Source organism: Sedimenticola selenatireducens (genome assembly GCF_963675335.2).
Lineage (GTDB): Bacteria > Pseudomonadota > Gammaproteobacteria > Chromatiales > Chromatiaceae > Sedimenticola > Sedimenticola selenatireducens.
On record NZ_CAXXYC010000004.1, the window covers coordinates 1,812,903 to 1,828,532 of the forward strand.

At 58.9% G+C, this 15,630-nt stretch carries 11 protein-coding genes; 5 read left to right on the forward strand and 6 right to left on the reverse strand.

Features of this window, described 5'->3' with window-relative positions; translation table 11 throughout:
• Positions 1-73: 73 nt before the first annotated feature.
• The 4 genes from ACHZBF_RS19690 to aceB all read right to left on the reverse strand — a co-directional run bounded on the left by ACHZBF_RS19690 (position 74) and on the right by aceB (position 5,802).
• A complete protein-coding gene (locus ACHZBF_RS19690) occupies positions 74-1,624 on the reverse strand; it encodes a benzoate-CoA ligase family protein (RefSeq protein ID WP_321529377.1) in 1,551 nt (516 codons plus the stop codon).
• Positions 1,625-2,216: 592 nt separating this feature from the next.
• On the reverse strand, positions 2,217-2,711 hold the full coding sequence (gene rraA / locus ACHZBF_RS19695) for a ribonuclease E activity regulator RraA (protein ID WP_029133165.1): 495 nt from the start codon (positions 2,709-2,711) through the stop codon (positions 2,217-2,219).
• A gap of 72 nt (positions 2,712-2,783) precedes the next feature.
• Positions 2,784-4,094, reverse strand: a complete 1,311-nt coding sequence (aceA, locus tag ACHZBF_RS19700; RefSeq protein ID WP_029133164.1) for an isocitrate lyase — start codon at positions 4,092-4,094, stop codon at positions 2,784-2,786.
• A 97-nt stretch (positions 4,095-4,191) separates the two neighbouring features.
• Positions 4,192-5,802, reverse strand: a complete 1,611-nt coding sequence (gene aceB / locus ACHZBF_RS19705) for a malate synthase A (protein ID WP_321529378.1) — start codon at positions 5,800-5,802, stop codon at positions 4,192-4,194.
• 252 nt (positions 5,803-6,054) lie between these two features.
• Here aceB and aceK point away from each other — a divergent pair, with 252 nt between their 5' ends.
• On the forward strand, positions 6,055-7,809 hold the full coding sequence (gene aceK, locus ACHZBF_RS19710; RefSeq protein ID WP_029133162.1) for a bifunctional isocitrate dehydrogenase kinase/phosphatase: 1,755 nt from the start codon (positions 6,055-6,057) through the stop codon (positions 7,807-7,809).
• A gap of 77 nt (positions 7,810-7,886) precedes the next feature.
• Here the strand turns inward: aceK and ACHZBF_RS19715 are convergent, their stop codons facing one another.
• Both ACHZBF_RS19715 and ACHZBF_RS19720 read right to left on the reverse strand, forming a co-directional pair.
• Complete coding sequence (locus ACHZBF_RS19715; RefSeq protein ID WP_029133161.1) at positions 7,887-9,065, reverse strand: pyridoxal-phosphate-dependent aminotransferase family protein; 1,179 nt, start codon at positions 9,063-9,065, stop codon at positions 7,887-7,889.
• 149 nt (positions 9,066-9,214) lie between these two features.
• Positions 9,215-9,985, reverse strand: coding sequence for a type 1 glutamine amidotransferase (locus ACHZBF_RS19720; protein WP_051302066.1), 771 nt, complete (start codon positions 9,983-9,985; stop codon positions 9,215-9,217).
• A gap of 748 nt (positions 9,986-10,733) precedes the next feature.
• On the opposite strand from ACHZBF_RS19720, the gene ACHZBF_RS19725 reads away from it, so the two are divergent.
• The 4 genes from ACHZBF_RS19725 to ACHZBF_RS19740 form a co-directional block, all read left to right on the forward strand.
• Complete coding sequence (locus ACHZBF_RS19725) at positions 10,734-11,456, forward strand: 4Fe-4S dicluster domain-containing protein (RefSeq protein ID WP_084609968.1); 723 nt, start codon at positions 10,734-10,736, stop codon at positions 11,454-11,456.
• Positions 11,457-11,467: 11 nt separating this feature from the next.
• Entirely contained in the window at positions 11,468-12,355 is an 888-nt protein-coding gene (nrfD, locus tag ACHZBF_RS19730) for an NrfD/PsrC family molybdoenzyme membrane anchor subunit (RefSeq protein WP_029133160.1), read from the forward strand.
• Between the two features lie 10 nt (positions 12,356-12,365).
• Positions 12,366-15,035, forward strand: coding sequence for a molybdopterin-containing oxidoreductase family protein (locus ACHZBF_RS19735; protein ID WP_037375027.1), 2,670 nt, complete (start codon positions 12,366-12,368; stop codon positions 15,033-15,035).
• Between the two features lie 62 nt (positions 15,036-15,097).
• The coding region (locus tag ACHZBF_RS19740; protein WP_321529379.1) for a TorD/DmsD family molecular chaperone at positions 15,098-15,630 on the forward strand (533 nt) is incomplete at its 3' end.

Sequence of the window (15,630 nt, forward strand, 5' to 3'; positions counted from 1 at the left end):
GATTGTTTGATACCCGGTGATGTTCGGGAATCATAGGGCGGGCTGTGCCCGCCCTATGGCCTTGGCCGATTGCTTATGAGTCGTCCAGCTTCCGCAGCTCAAAGCGTTTAATCTTGCCAGTGGCGGTCTTGGGCAACTCGTCGATGAATTCGAGCCAGCGGGGGTACTTGTACGGGGCCAGGGTGTTCTTCACGTACAGCTTGATCTCTTCGGCCAGTTCGTCGCTCGGTTGCTGGCCGGCCTTCAGTACCACATAGGCCTTGGGCTTGACCAGGTCCTCGGCATCGGTGGCGGCCACCACGGCGCACTCCAGTACCGCCGGGTGGGAGATGATGCAGGCCTCCACCTCAACTGGTGAAAGCCAGATGCCGCCTACCTTGAGCATATCGTCGGTGCGTCCCGCATAGAAAAACAGGCCATTCTCATCCATGAAGAACTTGTCCCCGGTGTTGAACCAGGGGCCGAGCATGGTCTGGCGGGTCTTCTCCCGTTTGTTCCAGTAATAGGCCGCGGCACTGCCGCTATTCACCAGCAGGGTGCCGACCTCGCCCTGCGGCACCTCCTCCATGTTTTCGTCGACGATCTTCGCCTCGTGGCCCGGCACCAGTCGCCCGGTACTGCCGGGATGGATATCGCCCGGGTAGTTGGAGATGAAGATGTGCACCAGTTCGGTGGAGCCGATGCCGTCCAGGATGTCGACACCGAAGCGCTCTTTCCAGCGCTTCAGGATGTCCGCCGGCAGTGCCTCACCGGCCGAGACGCAGATGCGTACCCCGTCCAGCGACCCCTCGGTGTCCAGCATGGAGGCGTAGAGCGTGGGCACGCCATAAAAAATGGTCGGCCGCTGCTCCTTGATGGTCTGGTAGACCGCCTCTGGGGTGGGCCGGTCCGGCATATAGACTGCGGTGGCGCCGACGCTGAACGGGAAGTAGAGGCCGTTACCCAGCCCGTAGGCAAAAAACAGCTTGGCGGCGGAGAAGCAGACGTCCCCCTCTTTCACGCCCAGTACCTGTTTTCCGTAGGTCTCGCAGGAGTAGACCATGTCTCGCTGCAGATGCACCGTGCCCTTGGGTTGTCCCGTGGAGCCTGAGCTGTAGAGCCAGAAACAGGCGTCATCCGGGGTAGTGGGTGCCGCTTCCATCTGGTCCGGCTGGTCCGCCCAGAGGCTGTCGAGCGCCAGATCACCGGCCGGCGCCTCACCATTGACTACGATGATGTGCTGTACAAAGCGCAGTTTGTTGCGTATCGGTTCCAGGCTCGGTAGCAGGTGGGCGTCGATCACCAGCACCCGGGCGCGACTGTCATTGAGGAAATATTCATAATCCTTGGGACGCATCAGGGTGTTGAGGCAGATAGGCACGGCGCCCAGCTTGATCGAACCGAAGAACGCCTGGGGGTAGAGCTCGGTGTCCAACATCAGCAGAGCGACGCGCTCCTCCATGCGAACGCCGAGATGGTTCAGGGTATTGCCGAAGCGATTGACTCCCGCCTGGACGTCGGCATAGCTGAGGCTGGTGCTGCCGCAGCGCACCGCGGTCTTGTCACCCCGGCCCTCCCGGACGTTTCTATCCACAAAATAGTCCGCGGCATTAAAGGTCTCGGGTAAATCGAGTTCAAGGGTCATCACATCTCTCCGTCACTTAAATATAGATTGACTTCCGATCTTTGGAGTTTAGGCCTTAATCCGCCATCGGCACTGGTGACCGGTTTATCACCTTGGTATTACAAGGGTTGTGCCAACCTGGAGCAGTAACGGAGGATGATGGGGTTATTTGGATAATGTATTGATATTTCAGTGAAAAAACCACCAGGATTGTAGGTATTTCTGGGGCGGCGGAAACTGAATCGGCTATCCGGTGTAAAAAAAACGGTTTTGGTGTAAAAAATACGTTGTTCCGGATGGGGGCCTGAATGAGCCTGTTCCGCGAAGGCATGGCCCTCCCACCACCCGGCCAGCCCGTGGCCTGCGGATGGGTAGAGGGGCGGCACTGGTGGTGACCATCAGATTGGTGAAGCCCTGCTGTCGCAGATACTGTTCAAATGGGGTGTTCTGCTGCACGGCGATAGCGCTCATCTGGCGTGCCTGATCAAGGTCCGCGTTGTCCGTTCAGTGGGACGAAGACCTGGTGAATTGGCGCCGCTTCAACGGCCCAGTCGAAGTGGGGTTCCCGTTCAGTGGTACGGGTGAGCGGTGAGGATCGGCTGCAGAGGCGATGTTATGCCTTGGCCGGTAATACCACCACCCCGTCTTCATCGGCATAGAGCCAGTCGCCGGGGCGGAAGGTGACCAGGGCAAAGGTAACCGGTACTTCGGCTTCGCCGGCACCTTTTTTTACGCTCTTCTTTGGGATGGTGGCGAGTGCCTTGACCCCGATCGGCATCTCCGAGATCTCCCGGGCATCGCGAATGCAGCCGTACATCAACACCCCGGCCCAGCCGTTATCCACGCCTTTTTGCGCCAGGATATCCCCCAGCATGGCGCAGCGCATGGAGCCGCCGGCATCCACCACCAGAACCCGGCCGTTACCCGGTTTACCCAACAGTTCCCTTACCAGCGAATTGTCTTCATGACACTTGATGGTGACTATTTGACCACTGAAGCGGATGTGGCCGCCGTAATCCCTGAAAATCGGTTCGCAGACCTGGATCGCCGCTTCATGTTCGTCATAAATATCCGCAGTCTTTTCCAGGGTGGTAGGTGCCTGAGTCATCTTTTTTTCTCCTGTGAGTAAAAACGGCCACACCCTTGCGGGTGTGACCGATCGTGCAGTCAGGCCAGGCGTTTAACCTTCGAACTGCTCTTCCTCGGTAGAACCGGTCAATGCCGTGACGGAAGATGCGCCACCCTGGATGGTGGTGGTGACGTCGTCGAAGTAGCCGACGCCTACTTCCTGCTGGTGGGAGACGAAGGTGTAACCCTTGTCGCGGGCCGCGAATTCGGGCTCCTGGACCTTCTCCACGTAGTGCTTCATGCCTTCGCCGCGGGCATAGTCATAGGCCAGGTCGAACATGTTGTACCACATGTTGTGGATGCCGGCCAAAGTGATGAATTGGTACTTGTAGCCCATGTCGGACAGCTCATCCTGGAACTTGGCGATGGTGGCATCATCCAGGTTCTTCTTCCAGTTGAACGAGGGCGAGCAGTTGTAGGCCAGCAGTTTGCCGGGGTTTTTCTCCAGCACCGCCTCGGCAAATTCGCGGGCGAAACCGAGATCCGGAGTACCGGTTTCACACCAGACCAGGTCAGCATAGGGGGCATAGGCGACACCGCGGGAGATGGCCTGCTCCAGGCCGTTCTTCACGTTGTAGAAGCCTTCCGGGGTGCGCTCGCCGGTGACAAAGGGTTTGTCATTGGGATCGAAGTCGGAGGTCAGCAGGGTAGCTGCCTCTGCATCGGTACGCGCCAGCAGCAGGGTGGGGACGCCGCAGACGTCGGCGGCCAGACGGGCCGCAATCAGTTTCTGTACCGCTTCCTGGGTCGGTACCAGTACCTTGCCGCCCATGTGACCGCACTTCTTGACAGCTGCCAGCTGATCTTCGAAATGTACGCCGGCCGCGCCGTTGGCGATCATGTTCTTCATCAGCTCAAAGGCGTTCAGGACGCCGCCAAAACCGGCCTCGGCATCCGCCACGATCGGCAGGAAGTAGTCGATATAACCCTGATCCTCCGGGCCGGTGCCACGGGACCACTGAATCTCATCGGCACGCTTGAACGCGTTGTTGATACGACGCACCATGGTCGGTACCGAGTCATAGGCATACAGTGACTGGTCGGGATACATGGTCTCGGAGGTATTGCCGTCGGCAGCTACCTGCCAGCCGGAGAGGTAGATTGCTTCAATGCCCGCTTTTGCCTGCTGCATCGCCTGACCGCCGGTGATGGCGCCCATGCAGTTGACGTAGCCTTTCTTGGCGCTGCCGTGGACCAGATCCCACAGTTTATCGGCGCCGCGCTTGGCGTAGGTGTATTCCGGCTGGACCGACCCGCGCAGACGGACCACATCCTCTGCCGAATAGCCGCGCTTGACGGTTTTCCAGCGGGGATTCTCTGCCCAGTCTTTTTCCAAGGCTTCAATCTGTTGTTTACGGTTCATAGGACAATCTCCTTCAGTATTGCTGTCATCAAACCTCCTCCGTTCAATCGTTCCTCCGGCTGGAGGAGGGACTTACGGTTTTGGTTATGCGGTTATATCAGGCCAGCGTTTGGTATGCGGGCAGTGTAAGGAACTCAACAAAGCGGTCATTGGCGACAATGTCGCTGAACAGGTCGGCTGCCGCCGGGTAGTGGCTGGCTGCAAATGCCTCATCCCCCACTCCCTGGCGGATCTGCTCCAGTTCTTGCGCAACGCCCTCGCTGAACAGCTCGAAGGTGATGTTGCGTCCATCTTCCATGATCCCTTTGGGGTAGCGTACCCACTGCCAGATCTGGGCTCTGGCGATCTCGGCGGTGGCGGCGTCTTCCATCAAGCTATGCACCGGTACGGCCCCCCGGCCGTCCAGCCAGGCGGCCAGGTAACGCAGGCCTATACTGATGTTGTCGCTGAGGCCGGCCTGGCTGATCAGTCCCTGCGGAATCTGCAGCAGATCGGCTTCGCTGACGGTCAGTTCGTTCAGCTGGCGGTCAAGCTGGTTCGGCTGCGGCATGACCCGGTCGAACACGGCTTTCGCCACCGCCACCAGTCCGGGATGAACCACCCAGGTGCCATCATGGCCATCGGTCGCCTCGCGCTCCTTGTCGCAGCGGACCTTCTCCCGGACATCGATGTCGGCGGTGGGGTCATCCGTGATCTGTGCGGCCATGCTGCCAATGGCGTGTGCGCCACGTCGATGACAGGTCTTGATCAGCAGTTGTGAACAGGCCCGTAAAAAGCCGGACTCCATGGTGATTTGGCTGCGCTCCGGGAATACCCACTCGGGATTGGCGTGGAATCTCTTGATAAAACTGAAGATATAATCCCAGCGACCACAGTTTAGTCCAACCGCGTAATCCCGCAAGGTATAGAGCATCTCCTCCATCTCGAACGCCGCCGGCAGGGTCTCGATCAGCACGGTGCAGCAGATGCTGCCGTGATTCAGGCCCAGGCTCTCTTCGGCATAGGCGAATACATCGGCCCAGAGCTGCGCCTCGATATAACTCTCCAGCTTGGGCAGATAGAAATAGGGGCCGCTACCCTGCTCATGCAGTTGTACACCGTTGTGGAAGATGAACAGGCCAAAGTCGAACAGACTGGCGGACGCCGGCTGACCATCCACATGCAGATGCTTCTCTTCCATGTGCCAGCCACGGGGCCGCATCCACAGGGTGGCCCGCTGAGGGTTCAGTCGGTACTGTTCCCCTTCCGGACTCTGGTAGTCGAGACGACCCCTGATAGCGTCATACAGGTTGATCTGGCCTTCAACGGTGCCGCTCCAGGTCGGTGAGTGCGCGTCTTCGAAATCGGCCACGAAACCGTTGGCGCCGGAATTGAGGGCGGTGATGACCTCCTTGCGATCTGCTGCGCCGGTGGTGATCTCCACGCGGCGGTCCTGCAGGTCGGCAGGTGCTTTTTTTACCTGCCAGTTTGCTGCCCTGAGCTCGGCGGTCTCCACCCGGAAACCGGGTAACTCACCTTTGTTGAGGCGTGATTGCCGATCCGCACGGAGACCCAGCAACTGTTTACGCCGCTTTCCGAAGCGCCGCTCAAGTTCAGCGATAAACTGGAGTGCTTCTGGAACGAGTATCCGGTGGTGATTTTCAGCCAGTGGTGCGTTGACTCGAATGCGCTGGCTGGATGCATCGGTACTGAGCTGAGTAGCTGTCATTTCCGGTATCTCCCAGGATGCTTATTAGGAAAATACCCGAGAATTCAGGTAAAACCTTAGTAATAACAAGCAAATAGATATATCAACGGCATAGAGCATACGCAATTGTGAAGTATTAAGAACGATAAATACTTTAATCCTTTGTATTGAAATTCTTTATGCTGCGTTGCAGAAGAAAATGGGGTAGTAATAATTCTTTAATGTGGCATGCTCTTAATGATTTCGGGCCGCATCTATCAGGAGTAGGGGTACATGACAGATCTCGCGCAGCAGCTTGCCCGCACCATATTTACCGGCTTCGAGCGCCACTTCTCCTTTTTTCAGGAGATCACCCGGCAGGTACGGCAGGGCTTTGAGCAGGCGGACTGGGAGGCAATTCGCCAGGCCTCGGTGGACCGGATCAGCTTCTATGACCGGCGTGTGCAAGAGGCGATCAGCAAGGTCCGTTCCACCTTCGATGTCTCCCATGTGGACGATGCCCTGTGGCAACAGGTGAAGACCCAGTACCAGCAGTTCCTGGTCAATTACCGGCGCCCGGAGCTGGCCGAGACGTTTTACAACTCGGTGTTCTGCAAGATGTTCGATCGCCAGTACTTCGACAATGACAAGATTTTTATCGAGTCCGGGGTGGATCGGGAGGAGCTGACCCGGCGGGATCGGGTCTTCATGTCGTTCCATTTGAAAGACGGCGGCCTGGAGACTTGCCTGCGCGAAATCCTCTCCGGCTTCTATTTCAGAATCCCCTATCAGGATATGGAGCGGGATATCGCCCATGTCGCCGATGCCTTCAGGCGGCGTTCCGCCTTTGGCCAGCTGCCCGATGACGGTTTGCGCATCGATGTGCTGGAGGCGCCTTTTTATCGTAACAAGGCGGCCTATCTGATTGGCCGGGTAGTGAGTGATCAGGGAGTGCAACCGCTGGTGTTGCCTCTGCTGAACTACCAGGGAAGCATTTTTGTAGACAGTCTGCTCACCTCCAATGAGGAGGTGGAGGCGCTGTTCAGTTTTGCCCGCGCCTATTTCATGGCAAATAATTCGATTCCGGCGGCCACGGTCAGCTTTCTGCAGAGCATCATGCCCAACAAACCGCTGGCAGAGCTCTACATGAGTATCGGTTTTCACAAGCAGGCCAAGAATGAGTTTTACCGGGACCTGCTGAGCCATCTCAAGGACAGCAATGACCGCTTTATTGTCGCCCCGGGTGTCCGGGGGCTGGTGATGATGGTGTTCACGCTCCCCTCCTATCCGTTCGTCTTCAAGGTGATCCGGGACCGCTTTGCCCCGCAGAAGAACATCACCCATGCCCAGGTAAAGGAGCGCTACCTGCAGGTCAAGTTGCATGATCGGGTGGGACGGATGGCGGACACCCTGGAGTTCTCCAAGACCGCCTTTCCCCGGGACCGTATCGACCCGGAGCTGATGGCGGAATTGGAGGAGTCGATACCGTCCCAACTGGAGATGGACGGAGACAACGTCATTATCAACCACCTCTATATCGAGCATCGTATGATACCGCTGGATATCTGTCTGGCCGAGGGCTCACCAGAGACGGTGCGAACGATGCTGGATGACTGGGGGCTGGCCATCAAGCAGCTGATGGCGGCGGACATTTTCCCCGGTGATTTGCTGTTCAAGAATTTTGGCGTGACGCACCAGGGTAAGGTGGTGTTCTATGATTACGATGAGATCACCCGGATGACCGAGTGCAATTTCCGACAGATCCCGCCGCCGCGCACCCCCGAGGATGAGATGAGCAGCGAACCCTGGTATTCAGTGGCCGATGACGATGTGTTTCCGGAGGAGTTTCTCACCTTCCTCAGCGCCAGCCCGCTGATCCGCAAAACACTGCTTGAATTGCATCCGGATCTGTTTGATGCACATTACTGGCAGCAGCGGCAACTGGATATTGGTCGTGGCATCCATGCCGATGTGTTTCCCTATCCGCAGGATATCCGCTTTATCAACCTGCACCGCGAGGCGTTTGAGAAGTCCGCCGCCACCGCGTAAGCGCGTGGCACGGTTTTCAGGCTCACCGGCACCCTAAAGGTATTGGCCTTGTAGGGTGCCGCACCAATTCACTTCATTCAATCGAGCGCCTTCTGCATGGCAGCCAGCGCCACGCCCTGATTGATATCGGCCCCCATGTCGGAGAGTACCGCCTCCAGGGCGCCGACACAGAGCAGGATGTTCTCGGCACGGCTGGCGTGTCCCATCAGACCGATGCGCCACACCTTGCCCGCTAGGGCGCCGAGGCCGGCGCCGATCTCCAGGTTATATTCATTCAGCAGGCGGCCACGCACTGTGGCGTCATCCACGCCTTGTGGAATCGAGACGGCGTTGAGCTGGGGCAGGCGGTCCGCTTCATTGACAATGAAGGTCAGCCCCATCGCCTCCAGGCCGGCACGCAGCGCCAGGTGGTTTTTCCGGTGGCGCGCCCAGGCGTTCTCCAGCCCCTCCTCCTGCAGCATCAGCAGTGCCTCATGCAAACCGTACAGGGCGTTGATCGGCGCGGTGTGATGGTAGGCCCGCTTGGTGCCGCCACCCCAGTAGCCCATCACCAGATTCAGATCCATGAACCAGCTCTGCACCTTCTGTTTGCGGCTGCGGATCTTCTCCAGCGCGCGCTCGCTAAAGCTCACCGGCGACAGGCCGGGGGTACAGGATAGGCATTTCTGGGTGCCGGAGTAGATGGCGTCAATGGCCCACTCGTCCACCTTGACCGGTGTGCCGCCCAGTGAGGTAACTGTATCCACGATGGTCAGGCAGTCATGCTGGTGGGCCAGCTTGACCAGGCTTTCGGCATCCGACTGGGCGCCGGTGGAGGTCTCGGCATGTACAAAGGCGACGATGGTGGCGTCCGGGTTGGCCTTCAGGGCTGCTTCCAGCTTGTTCGCGTCGACCGCTTCGCCCCAGGTGTCCTCGACCATGATGGCGGTACCGCCACAGCGCTCCACGTTCTCTTTCATGCGCCCGCCGAATACGCCGTTCTGGCACACGATGACCTGGTCACCCGGTTCCACCAGGTTGGCGAAACAGGTCTCCATACCGGCAGAGCCGGGGGCGGAGACCGGCATGGTCAGCTCGTTTTTGGTCTGGAAGGCATATTGGAGCAGCGTCTTCACCTCCTCCATCATCTGAATGAAAGCGGGGTCCAGGTGGCCGATGGTTGGCCGTGACATCGCTTCCAGAATACGCGGATGGACATCGGAAGGGCCGGGGCCCATCAGGGTGCGAACAGGGGGGTTGAAGGGGCGAAATTGCATATCGGTAATCCTGGCTGATTATTTGAATCGGTGGCGATATCCGGGGGAGTATCGTCCATAGTCAATAAATCGCGAAACCGCGAGCGAACTGCATTCTAACCGAAACCGCCCGGCGCGGAAGCCCCGACGGGGAAAAGTATCCGTGGAGTTTATCGGGGATTATGTGTCGGGTTCACCTGCTTGAGCCACCAGTCGAACAGGTTGTCGGACATCTGCCGCATGGCTGTCAGTTTTTGCGGCAAGTCCTGCAAAATGGCGTTGTGGTCCTGGCGGCAAAGGGTGGGATTGTCGACGCAGGCCTCATAGCGGGCCACCCATTCGCGGACGATCTCCTCGGTGACCTCCGGATGAAACTGGACCGCCAGGCAGCCCCGGTACAGGAAGCCCTGGTTGCCGATACAACCGCCGCTGAACAGGGGCACGGCCCCGGCGGGCAGGGTAAAAGTATCTTCGTGCCACTCAAAGGCGGTGAACTGTGCCGGTATCGGATTGCCGTTAAACAGTTGCCGGCCCTGCTCGGTGATCGTGACCGGATGCCAGCCGATCTGCATGGTGGAGGCCGTGAATACCTCGCCGCCGAACGCCTTGCTGATCAGTTGACCGCCAAAGCAGATACCGAACACCGGGATGTTCCGCTCTGCGCAGTCGCGCACCAGTCTTATCTCCCGTTCAATCCAGGCTTGATCGCTGTTGACGCTCACCGGGGCGCCCAGCAGTACCAGGCCGGACAAACGGTCTGGTGAGGGTAGCGGTTCACCTGATTCGATGCTGAACCGCTGATAGGGCAGCCGGTGCCGGTCCAGGTATTCGCACAGATAGCCAGGGCGGCTGCAGGCGACGTGGCTGATAATGAGCAGGGGTTTCATGAATTCATTGACATCTGTATTGCGGTTGGCTGCCGGGTATGAGGGCGGCATCATTCAGAGCTTGTCCGATAAGCCGCATCATAACAACCTGCCGCGGATGTGGGTATAGGGAGCCGGTCACCCCGCCTGACGGGGCAGCTCTATTCATCTCTCCATGAGTAGATCCTTGCGCTCAGACCACTCCCCATCGCCCCGTCATACAGCCTGACACAATGATTGCCCAGCATGGCATATTCAATTCACCGGTTGAGTGCGGCGCGGTGCCTCCCCCCAACAGTTGTGCTGGGCGCTTCGGTCATAGTCTCCCCCCGTCAGGTGCAACTTTTAAGATGAACCACGCCGCCCGGTTGGGCATAGGTAGCGTTACCGAATAGTAACGACAGCGGGCGGCAATGCGGTGGGTCAGGCCTTTTGGGGTCGTACATCGGGTCTGTTTGTCACTTGCCCGGGGAGGGGGGGTGGCGTCCGTTACGAGAGGGTAACATCTGCCCGTTATCGGGGTGGCGCGTAAAAAAACCATGTAAATCAACAAGTAATGAATGAGTATAAAGGCGCCCGTTACCGATCTGTAACCCTCCTGGGGTAAAGGGATTGGCAAATGGCCGTGTATGGGTGCGGCTGTTGTATAAATTATTATAAATAACAATAAGTTAAAAAACACACTAAAAAACTGTGGTATGGATCATGCTGAAGTGTCTTCTGTCAAGAACGGTGCCGCAAAGCAGACAAGAATGGCCTGAAAGGTTCCTGACAGCAGTCGGTTTTTTGCCGCATCAACACAAAAACTTAAGGAGGATATCCCATGCCCGTTGGTCTTCAGACTGAACCATCCCTGGGCGTGCCCGGTAAAAAACGTTGGGCCATGGTCGTCGACCTGCGTCGATGTATCGGTTGCATGGCTTGCGTTTGTGCAGACAAGGCTGAATACGATGTGCCGCTTGGTGTATGGCGCACTACTGTAAAGGTCAAGGATACCGGTCATTACCCAAACACCAAGCGTCATTTCATGCCCCGCTTGTGCAACCATTGCGACAATCCCCCCTGCGTCCGTAACTGCCCGACCCAGGCGACTTACAAGCATGAGGACGGGTTTGTATTGCAGCGTTATGAACGCTGCATCTCCTGCCGCACCTGTATTGCGGCCTGCCCCTACAATGCGCGCCACGTGCTGCCGAAAAACCGGGACCGGGTGAAGATCGGCGGCGTGGTGGACAAGTGCACTTTTTGCAATCACCGCGTTGAAAAGGGCCTGGCGCCCGCCTGTGTACAGACCTGCCTGGGCCGTTCGCGCATCTTCGGCGATCTGAACGACCCCAACAGCGAGGTCTCGCGCCTGGTGGCCCGGCACAAGACGGTGGTGCTGAAGCCGGATAAGGGTACCCGTCCGCAGGTGTACTACATCAAGCCGGATCGTGCCCAGACCGAGCAGGTGTTCAGCGCGCCGCAATCCTATGCTGCTCGCTCCGATGCGCAGGCGTTCTACCAGCGCAACCGGGGCAGCAAGTTCTTTTCAGGTGTTCTATAGGGGAATGCATCATGTTTGAGTACATGGACTACAACATCGCCCCCTGGGGGCACGAAATCGTCATCTACTTCTTCCTGATCGGCGCCGCCGGTATGACCTTTGTCTACGCCGCGGCACCCGTGGTATTCGGCAATGTTTTTGGCGGTGCGGCGAAGTCGATGGAGCCGTTCCAGAGGGTCGGCCTGATCGCCTCCCTGGTACTGCTGGCCATCTGCGGACCGCTGCTGATCGTGGATCTTGGCCAGCCGGCCAGGTTCCTCTACCCGATTCTCTATTTCCACTGGACCTCGCCGCTCTCCTGGGGCTCGCTGTTCCTGCCGCTGTTCGGTCTTTGTATTGTCGGTTTTTATTACGGATCGATAAAGGATAACCAGGGCCTGATGCGCTGGACCGGTATCCTGGGTTCCTTGTTGGCACTCTCCATGCCGCTCTATACCGGCCTCGATCTGATGGTGAACCAGACCCGGGAACTGTGGAGCAACCCGACCATCCCGCTGCTGTTCGTAATTCTATCCATGAGTTCCGGTACCGCGGTGGTGGCGGTCATCCAGCTGCTGCGCGGTCAACTTGACCAGCGGGCTGCCGAGTTTCTGCACGCGTTTCTCTACCTCTCCCTGGCGGTCACCTTCGCCCTGTTCCTGGCCGAGTGGGTGGTGCTCAACTACGGCACCGGCGAGAAGCAGCAGGCGTGGGAGATCATCAATCAGCAGTTTGCCTTCAAGTACTGGGGGATGACCTTCCTGATCGGGATCCTGGCGCCGCTGGTGCTGGTCGCCATACCGAAGTTGGGTCGTGATCCAAAAATACTGACCCTGGCGGCGGTGCTGAGCGCGGTGGGTGCTTACAGCTTCAGGGAAGTGCTGATCTATGCCGGTCAGCTCACCCAGATCAATTTCTGAGGAGACAAAGATGAGTGACTCTATAAAATTCACCCGCCGCGATTTTATCAAGTTCGGCGGCGCGGTGGGGACTGCGGCCGGCGCCCTGGGCCTGACCAGCAGTCGCCTGGTCGCCATGGAGCAGGAGCTGGGAGGCAAGGACTACTCGCCGACCACCGGTGCGGAACGCCAGGCGGTGCCCTATACCTGCATGGCCTGCAATATCGAGGACGGCGGTGTCGCCTATGTGGAGAACGGCCGTATCGTCAAGCTGGAAGGCAACATGGATCACCCGAACACCCGTGGCAAGCTGTGCGCCAAGGGCAACTCCGGCTTCCTGCATGTCTACGATCCGGACCGCATCATGACGCCGCTACTGCGCACCGGCAAGCGGGGCGAGGGCAAGTGGAAGCGTATCTCCTACGACGAGGCCACCACCCTGCTAGCCAGCAAACTGCGCGAGGTGATCGATCGTGCCAATGCCGAGCACAAGCCGGAAATTCTCAACGAGATGGTGTTCAAGTGGGGGCGTGATCGTACCGGCGGCGCCGTGGGCCGCTTTATGCACGCCCTCGGCTCCAACACCATGCTCAACCACACCAATATCTGCGAATCCTCCAAGAAGGTCGGGCTGGAGCCCACTTGGGGGCCGGATATTGAGTCGTGTGACTGGGCCAACACCAAGTACATCCTCAACTTCGGCTCCAATGTGCTGGAGACCGCCTACTTCATGAATCCCAATGCCCAGCGGCTGGTGGACGGTGTGGTCGGCAACAAGGCAAAGCTGGTGAGCTTCGACGTGCGCATGTCCAACACCTCGGGCTTCGCCGACGAGGCCTACTTCCCCTACCCGGGGACCGATGGCGCCATCGCCCTGGCCATGGCCCACGTAATCATGAATGAGGGTCTGTACGATGCCGACTTCATTGATAACTGGACCAACGTCAGCGCCCGGCAGTTGATCGATCACCTGAAGCCCTACACGCCGGAGTTTGCCGAGGAGGAGTCGGGAATGGCGGCCAAGGACATTCGGCGCATCGCCCGCGAGTTCGCCACCACCAAGCCGGCCACCACCTTCTCCTACCGGGGGCCCTGCAAGCATGTCTGGGGTTCCTACCAGGAAGCAGCCATCAACATGCTGAATGTGATCACCGGCAACGTGGAGAAGAAGGGCGGTTATTGCCTGCCGCGCGGCATGGGCTGGCCGCAGCCGCAGCCGGTACCGCCCAAGGGCAAGACAGCCAGCGTAATCGCCGCGCCGCCACTCTATCCGCTGGCCTCGCATCATGTATCGACGCATGCCCCCTACATGATCAAGAAGGGCGAGGCCAAGGTGTCGGTATGGATGACCTACTATGACAATCCGGTCTACACCTATCCGTCGAGTCATGTCTGGAAGGAGATGCTGAGCGACGAAAACACGGTGCCCTTCTATGCATCCTTCAGTCCCTACATGTCGGAGAGTACCGAGCTGGCGGATCTGATCATTCCCGATGTCACCTACCTGGAACGGCACGATCCCGAGTCGATGCCCGGCGGGCTCTATCCCTGCCTCTCCATCCGGCAGCCGGTGATCAAACCGCTGGGCGGCACTCAGGAGTTCCGCCAGACGCTGATCGATGTGATCCGCAAGGTTGATCCGGATGGCGCCCTGGGAATCAAGAAATACTTCGCCTTCAACAGCGTCGAGGATTGGATGCGGGCCCACTTCGATGCGATTCCGGGCCTCAAGGAGGATGGCGGCTGGGACTTCATGAAGAAGAAAGGGGTCTGGCCCATCTATGGCGAGGTGGACAAGGAGACCGCCAAGATCGTGGACAAGAACGGTAACGAGGTGGAGCCCGATTACGGTCTCTACACCAAGGAGCTTTCCGCGTCCGACATGGCCGGTGCCGAGGTCGATAACGACGGCACCATCAAGAAGGACGGGCAGGCGATCGGTGTGCAGGTCAACGGCCGGAACATGGTCGGCTTCGGCACCCCCTCGCGGCGCATGGAAATCTACAAGGAGAGCTACCGCAAGTACGGCTTCAACCCGTTGCCGGTCTACAAGCGCCTGCCTTCCCGGGACAAGAAGCCGGATGAACTGGTGCTCACCACCTACAAGGTGAATGTGCACACCCAGAGCCGGACCGCTTCGCTGAAATACCTGGCCGAGCTCTATCACAAGAATCCGGCCTGGATCAATCCGAAGACGGCGGCGGCGCGCGGACTCTCCGACGGGGACCTGATCCGGGTCACCTCTCCGCTGGGTTATATCGTGACTCGTGCCCACGTCACCGAGGGAATCCATCCGGATGTGGTGGCCATCTCCACCGCTTGCGGCCACAGTGCATACGGACGTCTGGCGCAGCTGAAACAGCGTGAGCAGGCTGCCGATTACATGCAGGGCGGGGATGCGGATATCGCCAACAATGTCTGGTGGAACGACAAGGGAGTGCATCCCAATCCGATCATCCGCCTGGCGGTGGATCCGATCGGCGGTTCCCAGGGCTGGTATGACACGGTGGTCACCGTCGCCAAGGCCCAGCCCGGGGACAAATACGGTGATACCGATGTCAGCGTCGAGGCCTCGATGAAGGATTACGAGGAGACCCTGCGCTACGCCTATACCGGCGACATCCACCGTGCCAAGCACAAAGAGGTGGATATCGACTGGAACAGCCTCCCGGAACCGGAGCTGCATGGCGGCGGCCACTAACCTGCCACACCCCCCGGTGTCCCGGATGCCGGGGGTGTACTTGCTGACTGGGAGGAGAAGAGATGCAGACAACAACGACTATGGCATCGGAAGCAATAATGGAAAACGGTTTTGAACAAGAGCAGGTGGATGAGACGCAGGCCCTGGCCGGGCTGTTCGGCTTTCTGGCACGCTGTCTCGAAGAGGAGGCGGACGCGGCTCTGATCGACCTGATCCGCGGCGAACTGCGCGGGCCGCTGGCCGCGGCCGGCCTGGGATTTGACGAGGATTTTTACCACACCCCGACCGCGACCCTGGTGGAGGCCCTGGCCGAGGAGTATACCGGGCTGTTCGTGGCGCCGGGCTGTGTCAGCCCTTACGCCTCGGTCGTCGAGACCGGTTGCATGTTCAAGGAGCCGGCGGATCGCGCCGCGGCGGCCTATCGCCATGCCGGCCTGGATTATCGCAACCGCCTGAGCGGGGAGTTCCCTGATCATATCGGCACCATGCTCGGGTTTTATGCTTTTCTGGCCGAAGCCGAGGCGACCGCACGGCTTGCCGGAGATAACGAACGGGCCGAACAGTACCGGACACAGCGTGAGACCTTCCTGCTGGA